General features: G+C 65.3%; 23 protein-coding genes and 5 tRNA genes. 10 read left to right on the top strand and 18 right to left on the bottom strand.

Going from position 1 to position 23328, the window contains the following annotated elements; translation table 11 throughout:
• Positions 1-53: 53 nt before the first annotated feature.
• From AC07PV_RS08560 to AC07PV_RS08590, 7 genes are all read right to left on the bottom strand, one after another.
• A tRNA-Trp gene (locus AC07PV_RS08560) sits at positions 54-129 on the bottom strand.
• Positions 130-144: 15 nt separating this feature from the next.
• The gene (gene tuf, locus AC07PV_RS08565) at positions 145-1335 is read right to left on the bottom strand and encodes an elongation factor Tu (RefSeq protein WP_056642984.1); all 1191 of its coding nucleotides are present in this window, start codon (positions 1333-1335) and stop codon (positions 145-147) included.
• 74 nt (positions 1336-1409) lie between these two features.
• Positions 1410-1484: transfer RNA gene (locus AC07PV_RS08570), tRNA-Thr, on the bottom strand.
• A 62-nt stretch (positions 1485-1546) separates the two neighbouring features.
• Positions 1547-1620, bottom strand: a tRNA-Gly gene (locus tag AC07PV_RS08575).
• A gap of 76 nt (positions 1621-1696) precedes the next feature.
• Positions 1697-1782, bottom strand: a tRNA-Tyr gene (locus tag AC07PV_RS08580).
• Between the two features lie 101 nt (positions 1783-1883).
• Positions 1884-1959 (bottom strand) — tRNA-Arg (locus tag AC07PV_RS08585).
• Between the two features lie 101 nt (positions 1960-2060).
• Positions 2061-2720 carry a TetR family transcriptional regulator gene (locus tag AC07PV_RS08590; RefSeq protein WP_218298049.1) on the bottom strand — a complete coding sequence of 220 codons (660 nt, stop codon included), beginning with the start codon at positions 2718-2720 and terminating at the stop codon, positions 2061-2063.
• Positions 2721-2915: 195 nt separating this feature from the next.
• On the opposite strand from AC07PV_RS08590, the gene AC07PV_RS08595 reads away from it, so the two are divergent.
• From AC07PV_RS08595 to AC07PV_RS08610, 4 genes are all read left to right on the top strand, one after another.
• Positions 2916-4208 (top strand): efflux RND transporter periplasmic adaptor subunit, encoded by a 1293-nt coding sequence (locus AC07PV_RS08595; protein WP_369641168.1) that lies wholly within the window; start codon positions 2916-2918, stop codon positions 4206-4208.
• A gap of 13 nt (positions 4209-4221) precedes the next feature.
• On the top strand, positions 4222-7377 hold the full coding sequence (locus AC07PV_RS08600) for an efflux RND transporter permease subunit (RefSeq protein ID WP_218298047.1): 3156 nt from the start codon (positions 4222-4224) through the stop codon (positions 7375-7377).
• A complete protein-coding gene (locus AC07PV_RS08605; RefSeq protein ID WP_492254428.1) occupies positions 7370-8797 on the top strand; it encodes an efflux transporter outer membrane subunit in 1428 nt (475 codons plus the stop codon). The genes AC07PV_RS08600 and AC07PV_RS08605 overlap by 8 nt, the downstream gene beginning before the upstream one ends.
• Positions 8798-8969: 172 nt before the next feature.
• Complete coding sequence (locus AC07PV_RS08610; RefSeq protein WP_492245744.1) at positions 8970-9842, top strand: c-type cytochrome; 873 nt, start codon at positions 8970-8972, stop codon at positions 9840-9842.
• Between the two features lie 106 nt (positions 9843-9948).
• Here AC07PV_RS08610 and AC07PV_RS08615 read toward each other — a convergent pair whose 3' ends face one another.
• The 3 genes from AC07PV_RS08615 to AC07PV_RS08625 all read right to left on the bottom strand — a co-directional run bounded on the left by AC07PV_RS08615 (position 9949) and on the right by AC07PV_RS08625 (position 12049).
• Positions 9949-10521 carry a DUF2946 family protein gene (locus AC07PV_RS08615; RefSeq protein WP_492254427.1) on the bottom strand — a complete coding sequence of 191 codons (573 nt, stop codon included), beginning with the start codon at positions 10519-10521 and terminating at the stop codon, positions 9949-9951.
• The gene (locus AC07PV_RS08620; protein ID WP_369641164.1) at positions 10514-11533 is read right to left on the bottom strand and encodes a YheT family hydrolase; all 1020 of its coding nucleotides are present in this window, start codon (positions 11531-11533) and stop codon (positions 10514-10516) included. Before AC07PV_RS08620 ends, AC07PV_RS08615 begins: the two co-directional genes overlap by 8 nt.
• 66 nt (positions 11534-11599) lie before the next feature.
• Positions 11600-12049, bottom strand: a complete 450-nt coding sequence (locus AC07PV_RS08625; protein WP_494629993.1) for a YybH family protein — start codon at positions 12047-12049, stop codon at positions 11600-11602.
• Positions 12050-12284: 235 nt separating this feature from the next.
• Here AC07PV_RS08625 and AC07PV_RS08630 point away from each other — a divergent pair, with 235 nt between their 5' ends.
• From AC07PV_RS08630 to AC07PV_RS08655, 6 genes are all read left to right on the top strand, one after another.
• Positions 12285-12884 carry a LemA family protein gene (locus AC07PV_RS08630; protein WP_218341852.1) on the top strand — a complete coding sequence of 200 codons (600 nt, stop codon included), beginning with the start codon at positions 12285-12287 and terminating at the stop codon, positions 12882-12884.
• A 35-nt stretch (positions 12885-12919) separates the two neighbouring features.
• A complete protein-coding gene (locus AC07PV_RS08635) occupies positions 12920-13852 on the top strand; it encodes a TPM domain-containing protein (protein WP_494629994.1) in 933 nt (310 codons plus the stop codon).
• Position 13853: 1 nt separating this feature from the next.
• Positions 13854-14399 carry a TPM domain-containing protein gene (locus AC07PV_RS08640; protein ID WP_494629996.1) on the top strand — a complete coding sequence of 182 codons (546 nt, stop codon included), beginning with the start codon at positions 13854-13856 and terminating at the stop codon, positions 14397-14399.
• Between the two features lie 427 nt (positions 14400-14826).
• Positions 14827-15114, top strand: coding sequence for a DUF4148 domain-containing protein (locus AC07PV_RS08645; protein WP_218293877.1), 288 nt, complete (start codon positions 14827-14829; stop codon positions 15112-15114).
• Between the two features lie 92 nt (positions 15115-15206).
• The gene (locus tag AC07PV_RS08650) at positions 15207-15503 is read left to right on the top strand and encodes a DUF4148 domain-containing protein (RefSeq protein WP_218298038.1); all 297 of its coding nucleotides are present in this window, start codon (positions 15207-15209) and stop codon (positions 15501-15503) included.
• 146 nt (positions 15504-15649) lie between these two features.
• A complete protein-coding gene (locus tag AC07PV_RS08655; protein WP_494629997.1) occupies positions 15650-16507 on the top strand; it encodes a hypothetical protein in 858 nt (285 codons plus the stop codon).
• Between the two features lie 131 nt (positions 16508-16638).
• Here AC07PV_RS08655 and AC07PV_RS08660 read toward each other — a convergent pair whose 3' ends face one another.
• From AC07PV_RS08660 to atpB, 8 genes are all read right to left on the bottom strand, one after another.
• Entirely contained in the window at positions 16639-17055 is a 417-nt protein-coding gene (locus tag AC07PV_RS08660; protein WP_218298036.1) for a F0F1 ATP synthase subunit epsilon, read from the bottom strand.
• A gap of 81 nt (positions 17056-17136) precedes the next feature.
• Positions 17137-18543 (bottom strand): F0F1 ATP synthase subunit beta, encoded by a 1407-nt coding sequence (gene atpD / locus AC07PV_RS08665; protein ID WP_055396243.1) that lies wholly within the window; start codon positions 18541-18543, stop codon positions 17137-17139.
• A 33-nt stretch (positions 18544-18576) separates the two neighbouring features.
• On the bottom strand, positions 18577-19443 hold the full coding sequence (gene atpG, locus AC07PV_RS08670; protein WP_218298035.1) for a F0F1 ATP synthase subunit gamma: 867 nt from the start codon (positions 19441-19443) through the stop codon (positions 18577-18579).
• Positions 19444-19461: 18 nt separating this feature from the next.
• Positions 19462-21015, bottom strand: coding sequence for a F0F1 ATP synthase subunit alpha (gene atpA / locus AC07PV_RS08675; RefSeq protein WP_055396240.1), 1554 nt, complete (start codon positions 21013-21015; stop codon positions 19462-19464).
• 42 nt (positions 21016-21057) lie between these two features.
• Positions 21058-21600, bottom strand: a complete 543-nt coding sequence (locus tag AC07PV_RS08680) for a F0F1 ATP synthase subunit delta (RefSeq protein ID WP_218298034.1) — start codon at positions 21598-21600, stop codon at positions 21058-21060.
• 10 nt (positions 21601-21610) lie between these two features.
• Positions 21611-22081 carry a F0F1 ATP synthase subunit B gene (locus AC07PV_RS08685; protein ID WP_007847746.1) on the bottom strand — a complete coding sequence of 157 codons (471 nt, stop codon included), beginning with the start codon at positions 22079-22081 and terminating at the stop codon, positions 21611-21613.
• Positions 22082-22115: 34 nt separating this feature from the next.
• Positions 22116-22385 (bottom strand): F0F1 ATP synthase subunit C, encoded by a 270-nt coding sequence (gene atpE, locus AC07PV_RS08690; protein ID WP_099657604.1) that lies wholly within the window; start codon positions 22383-22385, stop codon positions 22116-22118.
• 58 nt (positions 22386-22443) lie between these two features.
• Positions 22444-23322 carry a F0F1 ATP synthase subunit A gene (atpB, locus tag AC07PV_RS08695; RefSeq protein ID WP_218298033.1) on the bottom strand — a complete coding sequence of 293 codons (879 nt, stop codon included), beginning with the start codon at positions 23320-23322 and terminating at the stop codon, positions 22444-22446.
• Between the last annotated feature and the right edge of the window lie 6 nt (positions 23323-23328).

Raw genomic sequence — 23328 nt, forward strand, 5'->3', positions numbered from 1 at the left:
AAGACACCGAAGCCCGCCAGGGCCTGGCGGGCTTGTTCTGAGCCACATTCAAGTGGCAGGGGCAGTAGGAATCGAACCTACAACCTTCGGTTTTGGAGACCGACGCTCTGCCAATTGAGCTATACCCCTGTATACCTTTGCCAGTTAAGCAATGATCTTGGCCACGACGCCAGCGCCGACCGTACGGCCGCCTTCGCGGATGGCGAAGCGCAGGCCTTCTTCCATGGCGATGGGGTTGATCAGCTTGACGGTGATCGACACGTTGTCGCCAGGCATGACCATTTCCTTGTCGGCCGGCAGCTCGATGGCGCCGGTCACGTCGGTCGTGCGGAAGTAGAACTGTGGGCGGTAGTTGTTGAAGAACGGGGTGTGGCGGCCGCCTTCGTCCTTGCTCAGCACATACACTTCAGCGGTGAAGTGGGTGTGGGGCTTGATCGAGCCGGGCTTGCACAGCACTTGGCCGCGCTCCACGTCTTCGCGCTTGGTGCCGCGCAGCAGCAGGCCAACGTTGTCGCCAGCCTGGCCTTGGTCCAGCAGCTTGCGGAACATTTCCACGCCGGTGCAGATGGTCTTTTGCGTGTCGCGGATACCGACGATTTCGATTTCTTCGCCGACCTTGATGATGCCGCGCTCGACGCGACCGGTCACCACGGTGCCGCGGCCGGAGATGGAGAACACGTCTTCCACGGGCATCAGGAAGGCACCGTCCACAGCGCGCTCTGGCGTGGGGATGTAGGTGTCCAGGGCTTCGGCCAGCTTCATGATGGCTTCTTCACCCAGCTTGCCCTTGTCGCCTTCCAGGGCGAGCTTGGCCGAGCCACGGATGATGGGGGTGTCGTCGCCTGGGAAGTCGTACTTGTCCAGGAGTTCGCGCACTTCCATTTCGACGAGTTCCAGCAGTTCTTCGTCGTCCACCATGTCGCACTTGTTCAGGAACACGATGATGTAAGGCACGCCCACCTGGCGGGCCAGCAGGATGTGTTCGCGGGTCTGGGGCATGGGGCCGTCAGCGGCCGAGCACACCAGGATGGCGCCGTCCATCTGGGCAGCACCGGTGATCATGTTCTTCACATAGTCGGCGTGGCCTGGGCAGTCCACGTGGGCGTAGTGGCGGTTGGCCGTTTCGTATTCCACGTGCGCGGTGTTGATCGTGATGCCGCGGGCCTTTTCTTCGGGCGCCGCATCGATCTGGTCGTATGCCTTGGCTTCGCCGCCGAACTTGGCGGACAGCACGGTGGCGATGGCCGCCGTCAGCGTCGTCTTGCCATGGTCCACGTGGCCGATCGTGCCCACGTTGACGTGAGGCTTGGTGCGCTCGAACTTTCCTTTTGCCATTTTTCCGACTCCGAAAAAAATCTATACCAATACGACAGGATCTCGGCGCAACCAGAATCGGACGCACCTGAAAGTGGTGCCCATGGCGGGAATCGGACCCGCGACCTCTCCCTTACCAAGGGAGTGCTCTACCACTGAGCCACATGGGCAACTTGATGCCGCTCGCACAACATCAAAATCTCTAACTCAACAAACCAGCACAAGCGAGCAATGGAGCGGGAGACGGGAATCGAACCCGCGTCATTAGCTTGGAAGGCTAGGGTTCTACCATTGAACTACTCCCGCATCGGCCAACAGCCTCTGCGCGCCCGGCCTTGCAATCAAGCAAAACCGGACATCACTCTCAACACTACTCTCTCACTGGTGGAGGGGACTGGATTCGAACCAGTGTAGGCGTAAGCCAACAGATTTACAGTCTGCCCCCTTTAGCCACTCGGGCACCCCTCCGGAGAATTTCGAATTATAGCACTAGTTTTTTGCAACACGGAGAAATTAGCAGCCCCGCAGGATCACCCGAAGAGACACATTCCCTGGATTGCACGCGTCATTGGTGCGGCTGGCGGGGATCGAACCCACGACCCTTGGCTTCGGAGGCCAATACTCTATCCACTGAGCTACAGCCGCACGACCGAACTGGCACAGCCTTGGATTATCGCATGCAACCGCCGCCAGCAAACGCACACCACCCCGATGCACCACAACCAACACGAGCACCCACAGACGCACTAGGGCACAACACGGCAATCCTGGGCATCAACAACCCCTGGCAATGCCAGGCCCAACCCCACAAGAAAGGCATCGGTACTCACCCCGCCGACACCCACCAGATCGAAGCCGCCTTCGCCCAGGATCCAGTTGCGAATGAGCCCATCGAACAAGGCATGCAAGCCCACGGCCGCCTCCATGGGCGTCATTGGCAAGACGACCCCTTGCAACTGCGCAGCCAGCTCGAAGTCGCGCGCCAACTGGCGGGTGAAACCATCCGACGCAGCCACGTGACGATCACGCACCCCCACGAGCTCGCTCACATATTCCACCTTGTAGAGCGCAATCTCGAAAACCCGGCGCGTCCGCTCGTCAGAGGCCACGCTGCGCAGCACAAGCGCCATCACCGCACGCAGCCGCTGCACCGGATCCGGACAGGTGCTGCACTCGAATTCCCCATAGCCCTGCTCGAGCGGAAGGGTCACCCGGTCCATCATGGCACTGAAGAGGTCCACCTTGTCCTTGAAATGCCAGTAGATCGCCCCCCGCGTCGCCCCCGCAGCCTGCGCGATATCGCTCAGGGAAGCACGCGAAACCCCCTTCTCCCGGAAGACCTGCTCCGCAGCATCTATCAGGCTGTTGCGCGTGGCAATTGCATCCTCTTTGGTTCGACGCGCCATGGGGTGTATGTCTCCTCGTTCTCAATGCCTAGTCACCGGCCGGATGCACCAAGACATCCGGCGGTCGCAATTATACATTCATGTTTGTATGTATAATCGCGCACTTATTTTGTCGGGCTCTCATCTTGGGGCGCTTCCAGCCAGCGGCCCTTTCCCCTACAACCCAATTCCTTGACGCCAATCAAAAGGACTCCCATGCCCACACCGCGTGACGCATCTGCCATTCCCTCCTTTCGCGCCTCTACAACCCACAAGGCCATCTCCCTGGTCGCAGCCACCGCAGCGGCGGTGTTGCTGGCTGCCTGCGGCAAAAGCGACGGCCAAGCCCCGGCCGGCGGGCAGCAGATGCCCCCCGTCGAGGTTGGGGTTGTCACCGCAACGCCCGGCGATGTGGGGCTGATCACCGAATTGCCGGGCCGCGTGGAAGCTTCCCGCGTCGCCCAGGTGCGCGCCCGGGCTGCGGGCATCCTGCAGCAGCGCCTCTTCAAGGAAGGCAGCGACGTGAAGGCGGGCCAGCCACTCTTTCGCATTGACGCTGCCCCGTACGCGGCAGCGTCGGAAAGCGCCCGCGCCAGCCTCGCCAAGGCCCAGGCCAACCTCGCGCAGGCCAGCGCCCAGGTGGAACGCTACCGCCCGCTCGTGAGCGCCAATGCCATCAGCAAGCAGGACTTCGTCAATGCGGAAGCCGCCGAAAAGCAGGCCCAGGCAGACGTGGCCGCCGCCAGGGCGTCGGTGCGCACCGCCGACATCAACCTTGGCTATGCCAGCGTGACCTCCCCCATATCGGGCCGCATCGGGCGGGCGCTGGTCACGGAAGGTGCATTGGTCGGGCAGGGAGAAGCCACTGCCCTGGCCGTCGTGCAGCAGATCGACCCGGTGTACGTGAACTTCACCCAATCGGCCAGCGATGTCTTCCAGCTGCGCCGCGCCATGGAAAGCGGCCAGTTCAAGCGCGCCGGCGGCACCGAGGCCGCCAGCGTCAAGCTCGTCCTGGGCGACGGATCGGAATACGCCCAGACCGGCAAGCTGCTGTTCACCGACCTGTCGGTGGACGCCACCACGGGACAGGTCACGCTGCGCGCGGAAGTCCCCAACCCCAAGGGGGAGCTGCTGCCCGGCCTGTACCTGCGCGTGCGCATCGAACAGGCCCAGGCCAGCAATGCCATCACCCTGCCCCAGCAGGCTGTCACACGCACCCAGCAGGGTGACACGGTCAGCGTGGTGGGCGAGGACGGCAAAGTGTCCCAGCGCCCCATCAAGGTCAGCGCGGCCCAGAACAACCGCTGGGTGGTTCTCGACGGGCTGAAGGCTGGCGAGAAGGTCATGGTGGACGGCTTCCAGAAGCTGCAGATGCTGCCGCCCGGCACGCCGGTGAAGCCGGTTCCATGGCAAGCGCCGGGAGCGCCATCCGCGGCCCCCTCGTCGCCGACCGCAGCAGCAGCACCTGCGGCACCCGCCGCTTCTGCCGCGTCTTCGTCGAAGCCATAAAGGGCACCCCAGCATGGCCAAGTTCTTTATCGACCGACCCATCTTTGCATGGGTGATCGCCCTGTTCATCATGGTGATGGGCGGCGTGGCGATCACGCAGCTGCCCATCGCGCAGTACCCACCGGTGGCTCCGCCAGCCATCGTCATCAACGCGGCCTATCCGGGCGCATCCGCGCAAACGCTCGAAGACAGCGTGCTGTCGGTCATCGAGCGCGAGATGAACGGATCACCGGGGCTGATCTACATGGAATCCGTCGCCCAGGCCGACGGCTCCGGCAGCATCACGCTGAGCTTCCAGCCCGGCACCAATGCCGATCTGGCCCAGGTGGATGTGCAGAACCGCCTCTCGCGCGCCACGCCACGGCTGCCCTCGGCCGTGACACAACAGGGCGTGCGCGTGGACAAATCGCGCTCCAACTTCCTGCTGTTCACCATGCTATCGTCGACCAACCCGGCGACGGACACGGTGGCCCTGGGCGACTACGCGTCGCGCAACATCGTCCCCGAGCTGCAGCGGCTGCAGGGCATCGGCCAGGCACAGCTGTTCGGCACGGAACGCGCCATGCGCATCTGGATCGACCCCGCCAAGATGGTGAGCTTCAACCTTTCGGCCGCCGAAATCACCGCCGCCATCCGCGCCCAGAACGCCCAGGTGGCCAGCGGCACGATCGGCGACCTGCCCAACATCGCGGGCCAGGGGATTGCGGCCACGGTGGTGGTCAACGGCCAGCTCTCCAGCGTGGAGCAGTTCGGCAACATCGTGCTGCGCGCCAACACCGACGGCTCCACCGTGCGCATCAAGGACGTGGCGCGCGTGGAGCTGGGGGGCCAGGCCTACGCCACGGCCGCGCGACTGAACGGCAAGCCCGCCGTGGGCATTGGCGTCCAGCTGTCGCCCAGCGGCAATGCCCTGGAAGCCGCGAAAGCCGTGCGCACCAAGATGAATGAGCTCTCGCGCTACTTCCCCGAAGGCATGAGCTGGAGCATTCCCTACGACAGCTCGCGCTTCGTGGACATCTCCATCAAGCAGGTGGCCGAGACCCTGCTGGAAGCGGTGGCGCTGGTGTTCCTGGTGATGTTCCTGTTCCTGCAGAACTGGCGCTACACCATCATCCCCACCATCGTGGTGCCGATCGCTCTGCTGGGCACCTTCGCCACGCTGCTGGCGCTGGGCTTCTCGATCAACGTGCTGACCATGTTCGGCATGGTGCTGGTGATCGGCATCGTGGTGGACGATGCCATCGTGGTGGTGGAAAACGTCGAACGCATCATGAGCGAGGAAGGACTGTCCCCGCTCGAGGCGACGCGCAAGGCCATGCGCCAGATCTCGGGCGCCATCATCGGCGTGACCGTGGTGCTGATCTCGGTGTTCGTGCCGCTGGCCTTCTTCGCGGGCTCCACGGGCAACATCTACCGCCAGTTCTCGGCGGTGATGGTGGCCTCCATCGGCTTTTCCGCCTTCATGGCCCTGTCGCTCACGCCGGCCCTGTGCGCCACGCTGCTCAAGCCCGTGGAAGCCGGGCACCACCACGAGAAGACCGGCTTCTTCGGCTGGTTCAATCGCGGCTTTTCGCGCACCGCCAAGGGCTATGAAGGCTTCGTGGCGCGCATGCTCAAGCGGGCAGCACGCTACCTCGTCATCTACGCCGCCATCATTGGCGCCGTCGCCGTGGTGTACATGCGCCTGCCCACCTCGTTCCTGCCCAGCGAAGACCAGGGCAACATCATCGTCAACGTGCAGCTGCCCCCCGGCGCGACACAGGAGCGCACGCTGGCCGTGATGCAGCAGGTCGAGGAGTTCATTCTCAAGCAGCCCGAAGTGCAGAGCATGGTGGGCGTGCTGGGCTTCAGCTTCTCCGGCCAGGGGCAGAACGCCGCCCTTGCCTTCGTGACCTTGAAGGACTGGAGCGAACGCCACGGCCCGGGCCAATCGGCGCAGGACGTTGCCAACCGGGCCTTCGGCGGCCTGATGGGAATCCGCGATGCGTTCATCTTCCCGCTGAGCCCGCCTCCCATTCCCGAGCTGGGCAATGCCAGCGGCTTCACGTTCCGCCTGCAGGACCGCGGAGGCGCCGGCCACGAGGCGCTCGTGAAGGCACGCAATCAGCTGCTGGGCATGGCCTCGCAAAGCAAGGTGCTCACGCAGGTGCGCCCGGACGGCCTGGAAGACGCCCCACAGCTGCAGATCGACATCGACCGCGACAAGGCCAACGCCCTGGGCGTGCCGTTCGATGCCATCAACTCCGCGCTGTCGACCGCGCTGGGCTCGAGCTATGTGAACGACTTCCCGAACCAGGGCCGCCTGCAGCGCGTGGTCGTGCAGGCCGACGCGCCTTCGCGCATGCAGCCCGACGATCTGCTGAAGATCAACGCCGCCAACAGCCAGGGCAAGCCGGTGCCGCTCTCTGCCTTCGCCACCACCCGCTGGGTCAATGGCGCACAGCAGACGGTGCGCTACAACGGCTATCCCGCCATGCGGATCTCGGGCTCGCCAGCCCCCGGTTTCAGCACGGGCGCCGCCATGGCCGAGATGGAAAAGCTCGCGGGCCAGCTGCCCGCAGGCTTCGGCTTTGAATGGACCGGCCAGTCGCGCGAGGAAAAACTGGCGGGCTCCCAGTCGCTGATCCTCTACAGCTTCGCCATCCTGGCCGTGTTCCTGTGCCTGGCCGCGCTGTACGAAAGCTGGTCGATTCCGCTGGCCGTGATCCTGGTGGTGCCCCTGGGCGTGCTGGGCGTGCTGCTGGCGACCCTGCTGCGGGGCTATGCCAATGACGTGTACTTCCAGGTGGGCCTGATCACCATCATCGGCCTGTCGGCGAAGAACGCCATCCTGATCATCGAATTTGCCAAGGACCTTCAGGCCCAGGGCAAGGGCGTGATCGAGTCGGCGCTGGCGGCCGCGCACCTGCGGTTCCGCCCCATCGTGATGACCTCGATGGCGTTCGGCCTGGGCGTTCTGCCGCTGGCCATCGCGTCGGGCGCGGGCTCGGCCAGCCAGCGCGCCATCGGCACGGGCGTGCTGGGCGGAATGATCACGGGCACGGCACTGGCCGTGTTCTTCGTGCCCGTGTTCTTCGTGGTGGTCCGCAGCCTGTTCAAGGGCAGCGCGCGCCAGCAGGAAATGAACCGCCGCCACGCAGAAGAAGCAGGAGTTGGAACCCATGACTAATCACCGCAGCACCTCCATCGCACTGGCAGCGGCAGCGCTGCTGGCCGGCTGCTCGTTCATCCCCGTCTACGAGCGACCCGCGCCCCCCGTGCCGGCCACGTACACCACGGCGGCTTCCGCCAGCGGCACCACGCAGGGCGCTGCGGCCGCGACCCCCTGGCAGGACTATTTCGCCGAGCCCCGGCTGCGCCAGCTCATCGAAGCCGCGCTGGCCAACAACCGCGATCTGCGCGTGGCCGTGCTCAACATCGAACAGGCACGCGCCACGTTCCAGGTGCGCCGGGCCGACCTGTACCCGGGCGTGGGCCTGGCGGCCAACGCCAGCCGCGCACCGGCCGCGGGCACGGGCGACCTGACCAACTCGTTCAGCGTCGGACTTGCGGTTTCGGCCTGGGAGATCGACTTCTTCGGCCGCATCGCCAGCCTCAAGGAGCAGGCGCTCGCGCAGTACCTTGCCACCGAAGAGGGCCGCAATGCGGCGCAGGTCAGCCTGGTGGCCGCCGTGGCCAACGGCTGGCTGAACCTGCTGGCCGACGAGGAGCTGCTGGACCTGTCGCGCCAGACCCTCGCGTCGCGCGAGGAATCGGTGCGCCTCACGCGCATGCGGCTGGACGCGGGCGTGGCCTCGGAGCTGGACTTCCGCCAGGCAGAGTCCCTGACCCAGGCGGCACGCGCCACCCTGGCGCAGCAGCAGCGCCAGCGCGCGCTGGACGAGAACGCCCTGGCCCTGCTGCTCGGACAGTCCCTGCCCGACGACATCCGCGCCAGCCTCACGGGCAGCCGGCTGGCCGCTGCGCCCGCCATGGCGCAGTTGCCCGCGGGCCTGCCGTCCGAACTGCTGACGCGCCGCCCCGACATCCGCCAGGCAGAGCAGCAGCTGATCGCAGCCAACGCGAACATCGGCGCGGCGCGGGCCGCGTTCTTCCCGCGCATCTCGCTCACGGCCCAGGCAGGCACCGCCAGCGGCGAACTGTCGGGCCTGTTCAAGAGCGGCTCGTGGGGGTTCACGATCGCGCCGTCCCTGCTGCTGCCCATCTTCGACGCGGGCCGCAACCAGGCCAACCTCGAGAGTGCGCAAGCCGGGCGGGGCATCGCCATCGCGCAATACGAAAAGGCCATCCAGACGGCCTTCCGCGAAGTCTCGGATGCGCTGGCGGGCCAGGCCACCCTGGGTGAGCAGGCCGAGGCCCAGCAACTACAGGCCCAGGCGGAAGGCGCGCGGCTGCAGCTGGCCGATCTGCGCTACCGCAACGGCGTATCGAGCTACCTGGACCTGCTGGACGCCCAGCGCTCCCTGTTCGCCACGCAGCAGGCCGTCGTGCAGGTCAAGCTCGCGCAGCTGCAAAACCAGGTGGCGCTGTACAAGGCCCTGGGCGGCGGCGCGCCCGAAGCCGCGGCGGTGGCGGGCAATCCGTCCTGACGCGCACGGCGGCGCCAGGCCACGCGCGCCCGCACCGCAGGGTGGCGGCGCGCGCGGGCTGTCTCGCGCATCTGGCGCGGCGCCTGTGCGATGCTCACGGGGAGGCACCAGCCCCGCAGATATAATTGAGGGTTGATTTCATCAAAGCCCCCCGATACACCCTGAGGACGTCATGAGCGACAACCACCACGAAGAAGCCCATACCGGCCCGATCAAGAACCCAAAGCAGTTGCTGGTCGCGGTACTTTTCTCGTTTGTGATTCCGATCTTTGCCATCATTGGCTTGGTCCTGTATGTCACGTCGGCCGACAAGCCGGCCGCTGGCGCAGCCAATCCCGAGAAGGCCATTGCCGAGCGCATCCAGAAGGTGGGCATGGTCGAAATCCGCGATGCCAACCGCCCCCTGCGAAGCGGCGAAGACGTCTACAAGGGCCAGTGCGCGGCCTGCCATGCCACAGGCGCCGCGGGGGCTCCCAAGTTCTCGGACGCCGCTGCCTGGTCGGCCCGCATCAAGACCGGCTTTGAAGCGCTGGTCCAATCCGCGCTGAAGGGCAAGGGCGCCATGGCGCCGCAAGGCGGCGGCGACTTCAACGACACCGAAATCGCGCGGGCCGTCGCATACATGGCCAACGCCGCCGGCGCCAAGTTCGCGGAACCCGCGGCACCCGCCGGAGCAGCCCCCGCGGCTGCCGCCGACGCCGCGTCCGCAGCCCCTGCCGCTACGGCGGCCGCAGCAGCGCCCGCTGCCGAAGCCGCTCCTGCTGCTGCAGCAGCAGCGCCCGCTCCTGTGGCCGCTGCCGCCGCAGGCGCTGGCGAAGCCCTGTACAAGCAGGCGTGCCAGGTGTGCCACGCGGCTGGCGTGGCCGGCGCCCCCAAGTTTGGTGACAAGGCCGCCTGGTCGGCCCGCCTGCCTGCCGGCATCGATGCGCTGTACAACAGCGTGGCCAAGGGCAAGGGTGCGATGCCTCCCCGCGGTGGCGCCGCTCAGGCGTCGGATGCCGATCTGCGTGCCGCCGTCGAGTTCATGGCCGCGGCCGCCAAGTAAGCCCTTCTCTCCCGCATGCGGCGGAGCGCCGCGCGGGCCCATGAAAAAGCCGGTTCTGTGGACCGGCTTTTTTACTTTCTGCGCCCTGGTTCCTTCTCTTTCTTCTTCAGGTGCGCGCCATGCCCGCCCTGGGCGCCCGCCCCTGCATTCCACCGGCGCTCCAGCGGCCATGCGGGCTCATGACGAAGCCGTAGCGCCCCGGCAAATCCTCTGCCCGCACATCCAGCGGTACCCAGCGGCCCGCCTCCACCGCCTCGGCGGCCAGGGGCACGTCCAGGGTGTGCACCAGCCCCACGCCCAGCTCCGACATCAGGTAGACCCGCCCCTGCGCATCCACCAGGCAGTCCTGCACCGCGCCCCCCCGGCCGGTGTGGGAAAGCACGGAAAAATCCGGCTGTATGCGCCACACGAGGGGCGTGGCTTCCAGTTCCACATACACGCGCTGCGGCCCGTTCTGGAAAAACCATTGCCCCTGCGCGTCGTGCTCGTAATTGCGCGCGATGAATTCGACCAGCTTTTCATGCTGCAGCAGGGACCCCTTGCTGCGCGGAAAGGGGCCCGCGGCCTGGACCTGGTCGTCGCGCAGGTACCAGTGGCCGCGCGCATCCAGGCCGAGCCATCCGTAGCAGTCGGGCACATTGGGCCACTTGGCCAGCGCCTGCTTGACGATGTCATCCATGCGGCGATTGTGCTCCCGCGCGCGCCACGGCCCCCGCATGCTCTGCCAGCCATCCCCCGACTGCATCGGGCATGGCGCGCACATGCCCCGGCAAGCGCCCGTGGGCAAAGCCGACATGGCCGCCGTGCGGGGGCTGCCAGAGCGTGACGAACCCGTTGGCCACCTCCTGCGGCAGCGGCAGGCTGGCGGCCGGAACGAACGGGTCGTTGCGCGCATTGACGACCAGGGCCGGAAGGCGGATGCGGTGCAGCAGCGGCTTGGCGGAGGCGCGCAGCCAATAGTCTTCGGTGTTGCGAAAGCCGTGCAGCGGTGCGGTGAACACGTTGTCGAACGCATACAGGTCACGCGCCGCCACCAGGGCCTGCCGGTCGAACAGCCCCGGGTGCTGCGCCAGCTTCTGCAGCGCCTTGGGCACCAAGGTGCGCATGAACATGCGCGTGTAGACCTGCCGGTTGAAGCCGCGCCCGATCGCGTGCCCGCCTGCGGCCAGGTCGATGGGCGAGCACACGGCGGCCACCGCGTCCGCGCTGCGCGCGGCGTCCTCGCCCACTTCGGCGGCCCAGCGCAGGAGCGCGTTTCCCCCCAGGGAGACACCCACCGCCATCAGCGGCCCCCGGTGCGATGCACGCAGGCGCTGCAGCATCCAGCCGATCTCGGCGTGGTCGCCCGAGTGGTAGGCGCGCGGCGCACGGTTGATCTCGCCACTGCACCCCCGGAAATGCGGCAGCGCGCAGGCCCAGCCCTGCTCGCGCGCCAGGTCGGCGAACGCTTCGCAGTAGTGGCTGCGCGACGAACCCTCCAGGCCATGAAAGACCACCAGCAACGGCCGGGGCGCGCCGGCCGCCGCCACGCCATCCTGCAGGAAGTCCACATCCACGAAGTCACCATCCGGCGTCTCCCAGCGCTCGCGGCGGTACTCGGGGCGGGGCCCGAACACCCGGCGCGAGTACAGGGCCGGCCAGATGGTCTGGAGCTGGCCTCCGGGCAGCCAGCGGGGTGCTACATATTTCATAGCTGCCAGCGCTTACAGTTCCGGGGCAAGAAGGCAAAAAGGCTCGAACATGGGAAGGCCATCGGCTCAATGGAGCACGGGCCGCTGTGCGTCCGCCGTCTGCACGTCCGGCGCGGCCCCGGGGCTGGCGTGGTGCGCCACCATGCGCCAGCCTTCGGGGGTCTTGTGGTAGACGTTGGTGGTCAGCACCACGGCCTGGTGCAGGCCGTCGGGCAGCATCACCTCCACCTGTTCGGCGACGCTGTGCACGGCGCTGGTGAGGGCCACCACCCGGTGCACCTGCACGGGCCGGGCCCGCACCGTGCCATGCGAAAACATGGCCTCGAATGCCGCCCGGATCGCCCCCGCGCCCAGCAGCCGCGGCCCGCCGGGGTGCACGCAGACGATGTCGTCCTCGTCGGCCCAGCAGGACATCAACAGCTCGATATCGCCACGCTGCAGGGCCTCGTAGAACGCGGCTTCGGTTTCGTCCGAGGAACCTCCAAGGGTGGCGGCGCTGGAGCGGGGACGGGGCATGGTGATCGGCAGGATGGGGTGAAGGAAAGGCATGGCGGCCGGGGGCCCGTCCACGCGCAGGGCACTATTGTGCGGCCATCCCCTCGCGGGCGTGGTGACCATGTGCGGCCTGCCCGGCACCGGAAAGCGGTGGCGGCGCGCGCACTTGTTGCAGAATCTGCCGGGTGGCCACTGTCTGGCCCATTCGCACCCCGGTCCCTTGTCCTGACTCCACCTGGCGAACACCACCATGATGATGAAACGCATCCTTGCACTTCTGGCAGCCGTGCTGGCCCTGAGCGGCTGCGGCTACAACGACTTCCAGCGCCTGGACGAGCAGTCCAAGGCCGCATGGAGCGAGGTCCTCAACCAGTACCAGCGCCGTGCCGACCTGGTGCCCAACATCGTCGCCACCGTCAAGGGCGAGGCGAATTTCGAGCAGGAAACCCTGACCCGCGTGGTCGAGGCGCGCGCCAAGGCCACCTCGATCCAGGTCACGCCCGAAACCCTGAACAACCCCGAGGCGTTCAACAAGTTCCAGCAGGCGCAGGGCGAATTGTCGGGTGCGCTGTCGCGGCTGATGGCGGTCTCCGAGCGGTATCCCACGCTGCAGGCCAACCAGGGCTTCCGGGACCTGCGCGTCACGCTGGAAGGCACCGAGAACCGCATCACCGTGGCGCGCAACCGCTACATCCAGACCGTGCAGGAGTACAACGTGCTCGCGCGCAGCTTCCCCACCAACCTGACGGCCATGGCCTTCAGCTACCAGCCCAAGCCCAGCTTCACGGTGGCCAACGAGGCCCAGATCTCCGCGCCCCCCACCGTGGATTTCTCCGCCTCCAAACCCAAGCCCTGAGCGGACTTGCCCTTCCACCGGACAACCGAGAAAATATGCCCCTAGCGCTTATCCACAAAGCGCTGATAGCTATATTTTTTATAGCATTCGCCTTGCCCTGGGCCCGGGCCGACGGGGGCCTGCTACCCGTGCCTGCGCTCACCGGCCCAGTCATCGACCAGACCGGCACGCTGGACGCCGCCGACACGGCGGCGCTGGAAGCGCAGCTGCGCGCGCTGGAGCAGGCCCGGGGTGCCCAGATCGTGGTGCTCATGGTGCCTACCACCGCCCCCGAAGACATCGCGTCGTTCGCCAACCGCGTGGGCAACACGTGGAAGATCGGCCGCAGGGAGGTGGGCGATGGCGTTCTGGTGATCGTCGCCAAGAACGACCGCAAGATGCGCATCGAGGTCGCCAAGGCCCTGGAGGGCGCCATCCCCGACATCGCGGCGGCGCGCATCATCGACGGCGCCATGAAGCCCAGATTCCAGCAGAACGACTATGCGGGCGGCCTGCGCGACGCCATCGCCCAGCTTGGCGCGCGCATCGCCGGCGAGGCACTGCCCGCGCCCAGGGATACCGGCACAGGCCCATCGACGCCGCAGGACAGCGGCCGCGGAGGCTTCGACTGGACCGACCTGGCCATCTTCCTGTTCTTCGGCGTGATGGTGGCCGGTCCGCTGGCGCGCAGCATCTTCGGCGGGCGGCTGGGAGGCCTGTTCATGGGCGGGGGCGTGGGCTTTCTTGCCTTCGTGTTCACGTCCAGCCTGCTGGTGGCCGGCGGCGCGGGGATCATCGCACTGCTCTACACCTGGCTCTTCAGCGGCGTGGGCGGCGGCGCCCGGCAGGGCCGAAACGCCGGCCCGATCGGCGGCTGGGGCCATGGCGGCGGCGGGGGCTGGGGAGGCGGCACCAGCGGCGGCGGCGGGGGCTTCAGCTCCGGAGGGGGTGGAGATTTTGGTGGCGGCGGCGCCTCGGGAGACTGGTGACATGGGCCCTGAAACTGCAGCACCCTCGACCTTTCCGGGCCTGGCCACCGCCCTGTGGCGCCTTGCGCGGCATCGCTGGGGCGAACCCGATGCACGCCGTGCGCTCTCCAGCGAAGCCCTGGAGCGGCTGGCCGCGCGGGTTGCGGCCAGCGAGCGGCAGCACACGGGCCAGATCCGCATCGTCGCCGAAGCCAGCCTGCCCTGGAGCTACCTGCGCCGCCATGCCAGCGCGCGCGAACGCGCCATCATGCTGTTCAGCAAATACCGCGTGTGGGACACCGAGCACAACAACGGCGTGCTGATCTATCTGCTGCTGCCCGAGCATGCGATAGAGATCGTGGCCGACCGGGGCCTGGCCCGCCATGTGGCGGGCAGCGAATGGCGGGATGTGATCGCACAGATGTCCACCCACTTCCGCCAGCGGCACTACGAAGAAGGCCTCGCGCAAGCCATCGAGGCCGTGTCGTCCCGCCTGGGCAGGCACTTCCCGCGGACATCGGACACGCCCGGCGACAACGAATTGCCGGACGCCCCCGTGGTGCGCTAGGAGTCCACCCGGCTGCAGCCCGGGGCGCGCCGAGCGCCGCCGGAAACGGGCGGGCGGACCGCGTGCGGGGGACGCAGGTGCGCCGCCACCCTTCGCAAGGGTGCGGCAGCCGCCGCGACGGCCTTTCCCAAGCCATTCACACTGTCCCAAACTCGCACCAGGGTTTTCCTCTAAAAACGGCTTCAGATGCCGCGTCGTGCCGCGAAATCCGGTGGGTTGCGGCAGAGTTCCCTCTTCATTGTTTCCAATACTGGAACAGTTAGTTTGCGACCCGGTGGTTTTTCTTAGCGCCCCATCCACGTACAGTTCATCCCATCGATGAGCCGATCCCGCAAGGCGACTCACCGAACCCGGTTTGAAGCAGTTGTCACTTTCCGCTTTGTCCCGGTTTTTCTGAGACGCTTTTTTAACTTCAAGGATTTTCATCATGAACAAGACCGCGCGCTTCCTCTCCATCGCCGCCGTGGCCGCTTTCGCTTCTTTCGGTGCCCAGGCCGACGAGGCCGATGCCTCGCAGTTCGCCACCAAGTTCGAGACGAACCGCACGCGCGCCGAAGTGGCCGCCGAAGCCGCCACCGTGGCCCAGACCCGCTCCATCGAGCCCGCAGGTTCGCGTGTGGTGACGTATCAATCCACGGCCGACCGCGCCGCCGTGCGTGCCCAGGCCGCCGATGCCGTGCGCACCGGCCAGATCCCTTCGGGTGAGCGTGGTTGATCAGCGCTTGATTCGCTGAATCCAGGCCCCCTCCTGCTGCGTATTTCCAAGTACATCGCCCTCATTTTTTTGAATTTCACCGGAGTTTCACCATGAACAAGACCGCACGTTTCCTCTCCATCGCCGCCGTGGCCGCTTTCGCTTCTTTCGGTGCCCAGGCCGATGAAGCCGATGCTTCGCAGTTCGCCACGAAGTTCGAGACGAACCGCACCCGCGCCGAAGTGGCCGCCGAAGCCGCCACCGTGGCCCAGACCCGCTCCATCGAGCCCGCAGGTTCGCGTGTGGTGACCTACAAGTCCACCGCCGACCGCGCTGCCGTGCGTGCCCAGGCTGCTGAAGCCGTGCGCACCGGCCAGATCTCCGCGGGCGAAATCGGCAACGCCATGTAATGCCCAGATCCCGCATGCGGCGCATGCGGGACGGAAGGTGCAGATGCAAGCCAAAAAGGCTGGGGCCCCGCGAAGGGCCCCGGCCTTTTTCGCATGGGCCGGTCGGTCACAATGGCCGGGCTGATGGTTCCCGCCACGCCGCCGCCATGCCCCCCTTCCGATCCATCGACCACGTCATGCTGCGGCTCCCTGCGGCAGAGCCTCTGTTCGAACTGTTCAGCCGGACCTTCGGCCTGCCCGTGGCGTGGCCCCTGCAGCGCACCGGCTTCGCCACCTATGGCTGGGTGCACGTGGGCAACACGGACCTGGAGTTCTGGGCGGCAGCCGACAATGGCGACCTGCCGGCCTGCGCGCGGCCGCCGCTGGTCCATGGTTTCGCATTGGAGCCCTCCGGGCCCTTGCCCGGCGCCATGGCCCACGCCACCTCGCTGGGCATCGCCTGCAAACCTGCCCGCCCCTTCCAATCTGCAGGCCACCGAGGCGAAGTGGTCACGAACTTCACCAACTCTGTCCTGCTGGATCTGTCAGCCCCCAGCTGTTGCGTGTTCTTCTGCGAATGGGCACCGGGCGCCCCCATCTACCCCTGGGACGATGCCACCACACCCGTGGAACGCCGAATGCGGCACAGGCAGGTGCTGGAGGCAAGCGGTGGCGGCCCCCTGGGGTTGCTCGGGCTGCACGCGGTCCGCATGGGCACGCCGGATCTGGCGGCCCATCGGCGCCATTGGCAGGCGCTGAGCGGTTCTTCCCCCGGCGGCCACTCCATCGCGCTCACCCCGGAGGTCTCGCTGGAACTGGTGCCGGGCGAGCACCTGCGGATTGAATTGCTGTCCTTCAGGGTCCGTTCGCTGGCCGTGGCACGCACCTTTCTGGCCCACCACCAACTGCTGGGGGCCGGCACGGAGGATGGTCAGCTTGGCGTGGCCTGCGAAGGCCTGCACATCCATCTGGTGGAGGCACCGGCTCCGCCCGGCGTCCGCGGCTGCGGCTGCGGCAGTCCATGAAACACCTGCGCCCGCCCAGGCGCTGCAGCCCGGATGGCGCGGGGTGTGGAGGCTCCTTCATTGCATTGCGGCATAAAAAAACCCGGCAAAGCCGGGTTTTCTCTGGGCAGATCCGCGAGGGTCTGAATTGCTTACTTCTTCTGACGGAACTTGCGCAGTGCCGCGATCTGCGCAGCCATCACAGCCAGTTCGGACTGCGCCTTGGCCAGATCGATCTCGCTCTTGGCATTCTTCAGTGCTTCCTCGGCAGAGGCCTTGGCAGCATTGGCCTTCTCGTCGTCCAGGTCCTTGCCGCGGATGGCGGTGTCGGACAGCACGGTCACACAGTTGGGCTGCACTTCCAGAATGCCACCGGCCACGAAAACGAACTCTTCGCTGCCGTCGGCCATTTCGATGCGCACCGAGCCCGGCTTGATGCGCGTGATCAGCGGGGTGTGGCGGGGAAAGATGCCCAGTTCGCCAGCTTCGCCAGGCAGCGCGACAAAGCGTGCTTCACCGGAGAAGATGGACTCTTCGGCACTGACCACATCAACGTGGATGGTGTTCATCATTGCTCCTAGGAAAAGGGGATGGGTTGCTTGATTGCAGGGGAAGGCCGAGCGGCGGTAGGCTGCTCAGCCGCCGGGCAATCAGGCCACCTTCTTGGCCTTTTCGAAGGCTTCGTCGATGGTGCCCACCATGTAGAACGCCTGTTCCGGCAGGTGATCGCATTCGCCGTTCACGATCATCTTGAAACCACGGATGGTTTCCGACAGGGGAACGTACTTGCCTGGCGAGCCCGTGAACACTTCGGCCACGTGGAAAGGCTGCGACAGGAAACGCTGGATCTTGCGCGCGCGGGCCACGGCCAGCTTGTCTTCAGGAGCCAGTTCGTCCATCCCCAGAATGGCGATGATGTCGCGCAGTTCCTTGTAGCGCTGCAGCGTGCCTTGCACCGCACGGGCCGTGGCGTAGTGGTCTTCGCCCACGACGTTCGGGTCCAGCTGGCGGCTGGTGGAGTCCAGAGGGTCCACGGCAGGGTAGATACCCAGCGAAGCGATGTCACGCGACAGCACCACGGTGGAATCCAAGTGGGCAAACGTCGTGGCAGGCGATGGATCGGTCAAGTCATCGGCAGGCACGTAAACGGCCTGGATGGAAGTGATCGAACCCACCTTGGTCGAGGTGATACGTTCTTGCAGACGGCCCATTTCTTCCGCCAGCGTAGGCTGATAGCCCACGGCGGAAGGCATGCGGCCCAGCAGGGCGGACACTTCGGTACCGGCCAGGGTGTAGCGGTAGATGTTGTCCACGAAGAACAGCACGTCACGGCCTTCGTCACGGAAGGACTCGGCGATGGTCAGGCCGGTCAGCGCCACGCGCAGACGGTTGCCTGGGGGCTCGTTCATCTGGCCGTACACCATGGCAACCTTGGACTCTTCGAGCTTCTCCAGGTTCACCACGCCGGAATCGGCCATTTCATGGTAGAAGTCGTTCCCTTCGCGGGTACGCTCGCCCACACCAGCGAACACCGACAGACCGCTGTGGGCCTTGGCGATGTTGTTGATGAGCTCCATCATGTTCACGGTCTTGCCCACGCCGGCACCACCGAACAGCCCCACCTTGCCGCCCTTGGCGAACGGGCACACCAGGTCGATCACCTTGATGCCGGTTTCCAGCAGCTCTTGCGAAGGCGACAGTTCGTCGTACGCAGGGGCCTTGCGGTGGATGGATGCCGTCAGTTCCTGGCTCACGGGACCACGTTCGTCGATGGGCGCGCCCAGCACATCCATGATGCGGCCCAGCGTCGCCTTGCCCACGGGCACGGTGATGGAGTTGCCGGTGTTGGTCACCATGATGCCGCGGCGCAGGCCGTCGGACGAACCCAGCGCAATGGTACGCACCACGCCGTCGCCCAGCTGCTGCTGCACTTCCAGCGTCAGGGTCGAACCGTCGAGCTTCAGAGCGTCGTAAATCTTGGGCATCTGGTCGCGTGGGAACTCAACGTCCACCACAGCGCCGATACATTGAACAATCTTGCCTTGCACTTGAGCCATTTTTCGCTCCAATAAAGATGTTGGTTGAGCTGCTTACACAGCAGCGGCGCCAGCCACGATTTCCGAAAGTTCTTTCGTGATCGCTGCCTGGCGCGTCTTGTTGTAGACCAGCTTCAACTCGCCAATGACGCTGCCGGCGTTGTCGGTGGCGGCCTTCATGGCCACCATGCGTGCCGACTGCTCGGACGCCATGTTTTCCGCAACCGCCTGGTAGATCAGGGACTCGACATAGCGGACCAGCAGATCGTCGATCACGGTCTGTGCATCGGGCTCGTAGATGTAGTCCCAGCCATGCTCGGTCTTCTCGGCCTGCATCTGCGCGGACGACAGGGGGAGCAGCTGCTCCACCACCGATTCCTGCTTCATGGTGTTGATGAACTTGGTGTACGAGAGGTACACCGCGTTGATCTTGCCTTCCGCATAGGCGTCGAGCAGCACCTTGACCGGGCCGATCAGCTTGTCCAGATGGGGCGTGTCGCCCAGGCCCGTCACGTGCGAAACCACCTTGGCACCGACACGGTTCAGGAAACCCAGGCCCTTGTTGCCGATGGCAACCGCCTCGGTGGACACGCCAGCGCCCTGCAGCTCACGCAGCTTGGACGTCACGACGCGCAGCACGTTGGTGTTCATGCCACCGCACAGGCCCTTGTCGGTCGTCACCACGATCACGCCGGCCGTCTTGGCATCGTTCACCTTCATGAACGGATGCACATATTCCGGATTGGCGTGGCCGAGGTTGGCTGCAATGTTGCGGATCTTCTCGCTGTAAGGGCGGGCAGCCCGCATCCGTTCCTGCGCCTTGCGCATTTTGGATGCAGCCACCATTTCCATGGCTTTGGTGATCTTCTTGGTGTTTTCCACCGATTTGATCTTGCCGCGTATTTCCTTGCCTGCTGCCATGATGGATCCTCGTCCGGTTTAAGCGAACGACTTCTTGAACGCGGCGATGGCAGCGGTCAATTCGGCTTCTGCGTCCTTGTCCATGGCCTTGGCCTGTTCCAGCTTGGCCAGCAGTGCGGCGTGGCTGGTCTTCAGGAACTGGTGCAGGCCGTGTTCGAAGTCGAGAACCTTCTTGACGTCGATGTCGTCCATGAAGCCCTTGTTCACCGCGAACAGCGTGGAAGCCATCAGCGAGATGGACAGCGGGCTGTACTGTGCCTGCTTGAGCAGTTCGGTCACGCGGGCACCGCGGTCCAGCTGCTTGCGGGTGGCTTCGTCCAGGTCGGAAGCGAACTGCGCGAACGCAGCCAGTTCACGGTACTGGGCCAGGTCGGTACGGATACCGCCGGACAGGTTCTTCACCAGCTTGGTCTGGGCAGCACCACCGACGCGCGACACCGAGATACCGGCGTTGATGGCGGGGCGGATACCGGCGTTGAACAGGCTGGTTTCCAGGAAGATCTGGCCGTCCGTGATCGAGATCACGTTGGTAGGCACGAAAGCGGACACGTCGCCGGCTTGCGTTTCGATGATCGGCAGTGCGGTCAGCGAACCGGTCTTGCCCTTGACTTCACCCTTGGTGAAGGCTTCGACGTAGTCGGCGTTCACGCGGGCTGCGCGCTCGAGCAAACGGCTGTGGAGATAGAACACGTCGCCAGGGTAGGCTTCGCGGCCTGGTGGGCGGCGCAGCAGCAGCGACACCTGGCGGTAGGCAACAGCCTGCTTGGACAGGTCGTCATACACGATCAGGGCGTCTTCGCCACGGTCGCGGAAGTACTCGCCCATCGTGCAGCCCGAGTAGGCCGACACGTACTGCATGGCGGCCGATTCGGAGGCCGATGCGGCCACGACGATCGTGTATTCCATGGCGCCGGCTTGTTCCAGCGCGCGCACCACGTTCTTGATCGACGAAGCCTTCTGGCCGATGGCGACGTAGATGCAGGTCACGCCCTGGCCCTTCTGGGCGATGATGGCGTCGATGGCCACGGCGGTCTTGCCGGTCTGGCGGTCGCCGATGATCAGCTCGCGCTGGCCACGGCCCACGGGCACCATCGAGTCGATGGACTTCAGGCCGGTCTGCAGGGGCTGGTCCACCGATTTACGGGCGATCACGCCCGGCGCGACCTTTTCGATCACGTCGGTGAGCTTGGCGTTGATGGGACCCTTGCCGTCGATAGGCTGGCCCAGGGCGTTCACCACGCGGCCGATCAGCTCGGGGCCGACCGGCACTTCCAGAATGCGGCCCGTGCACTTGACGGTGTCGCCTTCGGAGATGTGTTCGTACTCACCCAGAATCACGGCGCCGACAGAGTCGCGCTCGAGGTTCAGGGCCAGGCCGTAGGAGGGCTGGCCGTCCTTGGTGGCGGGGAACTCAAGCATTTCGCCCTGCATCACGTCCGACAGGCCGTGAACGCGCACGATACCGTCGGACACGGACACCACGGTACCCTGGTTGCGGATATCGCTGCTGGCGGCCAGACCTTCGATGCGGCTCTTGATGAGTTCAGAAATTTCTGCGGGATTGAGTTGCATGACTCTTTCCTTCTTTCTTTGGTTCGCTGTCCTCGCCGCGCGTTACGCGGTGAGGGCCGCTTTCATTTGTTCAAGACGGGCCTTGACCGAAGTGTCCAGCACCTCGTCACCCACCACTACGCGAATGCCACCGATCAGGGATTCATCCAGCTGAACGGCGAGATTGAGCTTGCGGCCAAAGCGCTTTTCCAGCGCAGCGCTGACCTCGGCCAATGCTGCTGCGTCCATCGGAAAGGCGCTGTGCACCACGGCATCCGAAGAGCCGCTGCGGCGATTCACGAGGGCACGGAACTGCGCGGCGACTTCCGGCAGCGCGTTGAGGCGCCCGTTGTCGATGACCGTGCGCAGGAAATTCTTGGCCGTGTCGGACAGCGCCGAACGCGCAACCCCCGTGACAACGGCAAACACCTGGTCTGCCGTCACCTTGGGGTTGTCCGCCAGCTGACGCAACTGGGGGTTGGCGGCAATGGCCGCCAGTTCATCGACCCAGGCAGCGGTGCTGGCCAGGTCCATGCCCGCACCCGCGGTAGCGGCCTTGAACAGGGCATCGGCGTAGGGGCGGGCAATGGTGGCGAGTTCAGCCATGTGTGTCCCCTTACAGCTCGGTCTTCAGGCGGTTGAGCAGGTCGGCGTGAACGCCGGCATTGACTTCCTTGCGGAGAATCTGCTCAGCACCCTTGACGGCCAGCGCAGCCACCTGCTCGCGCAGGGCTTCGCGGGCTTGCACCGTTTGCTGTTCGGCTTCGGCACGGGCGGAAGCAACGATCTTGTTGCCTTCTTCCGTGGCGCGTGCCTTGGCTTCTTCGATGATGGCCTGGGCACGTCGGTCGGCGTCCGCAAGACGCGAGGCCGTTTCGTTGCGTGCCTGTGACAGTTCCTTCTCGACGCGCTGGTTCGCAGCGGTCAGTTCGGACTTGGCACGGTCGGCAGCAGCGAGGCCTTCGGCGATTTTCTGGGCTCGTTCATCCAACGCCTTCGCGATCGGGGGCCACACGAATTTCATCGTGAACCACACCAGGATCAGGAAGACGATGGCCTGAATGAACAGGGTCGCGTTGATACTCACGGCAACACCTTTCTAGAGTGGCGTTGAGTGGGAATTACTTGGGCAGGTTGACCAAGAACGTGGAGACGAAGGGGTTGGCGAATGCGAACAGCAGGGCGATGGCCACGCCGATCAGGAAAGCAGCGTCGATCAGACCGGCCAAGATGAACATCTTGGTTTGCAGTTCGTTGATCAGCTCAGGCTGACGTGCCGACGATTCGAGGAACTTGCCACCCATCAGTGCGATACCGATGGAAGCGCCGATAGCGCCCAGACCAACGATCAGACCACAAGCCAGAGCGACGAGACCGAGAATGTTTTCCATGATGACTCCTGAGTTAAAAAAGAAAGGTTGAAAAGGAAAGAGAAACGAAAGGGAACCGTTAGTGCGCGTTGTGCGCCTGACCGAGGTAGATCAGCGCAAGCATCATGAAGATGAAGGCTTGCAGCGAGATCACCAGAATGTGGAACAGCGTCCAGATGGTGCCAGCGATGACGTGGCCCACAGGCAGCAGCACACCCGACAGCGACAGTGCAGCCGCGCCACCCATCAGGGCGATCAGCATGAACACCAGTTCGCCAGCGTACATGTTGCCGAACAACCGCATGCCATGCGACACGGTGTTGGCGACATATTCAATGACCTGCATGAGCAGGTTCACCACGCCCAGGATCAGGGCGAAGATGGGATTCTTGCTGGTGCCGAACGGGGCCGACACGAGTTCGTGCGCCCAGCCGCCAGCGCCCTTGATCTTGACGCTGTACCAGAAGCGCAGCACCAGGATGGCGAACGCCAGGCCCAGGGTGGTGGACAGGTCGGCCGTGGGCACGACGCGCAGGTAGGCGTGGTGCGGGTCGTGGCCGGCGGCGCCATAGATCTGGGCCCAGATCGCGGGCAGCAGGTCCACGGGCAGCATGTCCATGAAGTTCATCAGGAAGATCCAGACGAACACCGTGAGGCCCAGGGGGGCGATGAACTTGCGGCTTTCGGCGTTGTGGATGTTGGCCTTGGCCTGGTTGTCCACCATCTCGACCAGCATCTCCACAGCCGCCTGGAAGCGGCCCGGCACGCCGGAGGTTGCCTTACGGGCAGCTGACCACAGGATCAAAAGAGTGAGGGCACCCAGAACCAAACCCACGATGATCGAGTCATAGTTGATGACCGTGAAGTCAACAATCTTGGTCTGGTTGATGTTTTGAAGATGCTGCAGGTGGTGAACGATGTATTCACTTGCAGTCGGAGCGTGCGCTTCTGCGGCCATCGGACA

The sequence above is a fragment of the Acidovorax sp. GW821-FHT09A11 genome, from assembly GCF_059418365.1.

Bases quoted from the DNA above. Each gene is read 5' to 3' on its own strand.
- AC07PV_RS08660 (WP_218298036.1), bottom strand. From the start codon at position 17,055: ATGAACACCATCCACGTTGATGTGGTCAGTGCCGAAGAGTCCATCTTC.
- AC07PV_RS08625 (WP_494629993.1), bottom strand. From the start codon at position 12,049: ATGCCCCGTCCCCGCTCCAGCGCCGCCACCCTTGGAGGTTCCTCGGAC.
- AC07PV_RS08680 (WP_218298034.1), bottom strand. From the start codon at position 21,600: ATGGCTGAACTCGCCACCATTGCCCGCCCCTACGCCGATGCCCTGTTC.
- AC07PV_RS08610 (WP_492245744.1), top strand. From the start codon at position 8,970: ATGAGCGACAACCACCACGAAGAAGCCCATACCGGCCCGATCAAGAAC.
- AC07PV_RS08620 (WP_369641164.1), bottom strand. From the start codon at position 11,533: ATGAAATATGTAGCACCCCGCTGGCTGCCCGGAGGCCAGCTCCAGACC.
- AC07PV_RS08600 (WP_218298047.1), top strand. From the start codon at position 4,222: ATGGCCAAGTTCTTTATCGACCGACCCATCTTTGCATGGGTGATCGCC.
- atpA (WP_055396240.1), bottom strand. From the start codon at position 21,015: ATGCAACTCAATCCCGCAGAAATTTCTGAACTCATCAAGAGCCGCATC.
- AC07PV_RS08630 (WP_218341852.1), top strand. From the start codon at position 12,285: ATGAAACGCATCCTTGCACTTCTGGCAGCCGTGCTGGCCCTGAGCGGC.
- AC07PV_RS08640 (WP_494629996.1), top strand. From the start codon at position 13,854: ATGGGCCCTGAAACTGCAGCACCCTCGACCTTTCCGGGCCTGGCCACC.
- atpD (WP_055396243.1), bottom strand. From the start codon at position 18,543: ATGGCTCAAGTGCAAGGCAAGATTGTTCAATGTATCGGCGCTGTGGTG.
- AC07PV_RS08645 (WP_218293877.1), top strand. From the start codon at position 14,827: ATGAACAAGACCGCGCGCTTCCTCTCCATCGCCGCCGTGGCCGCTTTC.
- AC07PV_RS08595 (WP_369641168.1), top strand. From the start codon at position 2,916: ATGCCCACACCGCGTGACGCATCTGCCATTCCCTCCTTTCGCGCCTCT.
- atpE (WP_099657604.1), bottom strand. From the start codon at position 22,385: ATGGAAAACATTCTCGGTCTCGTCGCTCTGGCTTGTGGTCTGATCGTT.
- atpB (WP_218298033.1), bottom strand. From the start codon at position 23,322: ATGGCCGCAGAAGCGCACGCTCCGACTGCAAGTGAATACATCGTTCAC.
- AC07PV_RS08650 (WP_218298038.1), top strand. From the start codon at position 15,207: ATGAACAAGACCGCACGTTTCCTCTCCATCGCCGCCGTGGCCGCTTTC.
- AC07PV_RS08655 (WP_494629997.1), top strand. From the start codon at position 15,650: ATGCCCCCCTTCCGATCCATCGACCACGTCATGCTGCGGCTCCCTGCG.
- atpG (WP_218298035.1), bottom strand. From the start codon at position 19,443: ATGGCAGCAGGCAAGGAAATACGCGGCAAGATCAAATCGGTGGAAAAC.
- tuf (WP_056642984.1), bottom strand. From the start codon at position 1,335: ATGGCAAAAGGAAAGTTCGAGCGCACCAAGCCTCACGTCAACGTGGGC.
- AC07PV_RS08635 (WP_494629994.1), top strand. From the start codon at position 12,920: ATGCCCCTAGCGCTTATCCACAAAGCGCTGATAGCTATATTTTTTATA.
- AC07PV_RS08590 (WP_218298049.1), bottom strand. From the start codon at position 2,720: ATGGCGCGTCGAACCAAAGAGGATGCAATTGCCACGCGCAACAGCCTG.
- AC07PV_RS08615 (WP_492254427.1), bottom strand. From the start codon at position 10,521: ATGGATGACATCGTCAAGCAGGCGCTGGCCAAGTGGCCCAATGTGCCC.
- AC07PV_RS08605 (WP_492254428.1), top strand. From the start codon at position 7,370: ATGACTAATCACCGCAGCACCTCCATCGCACTGGCAGCGGCAGCGCTG.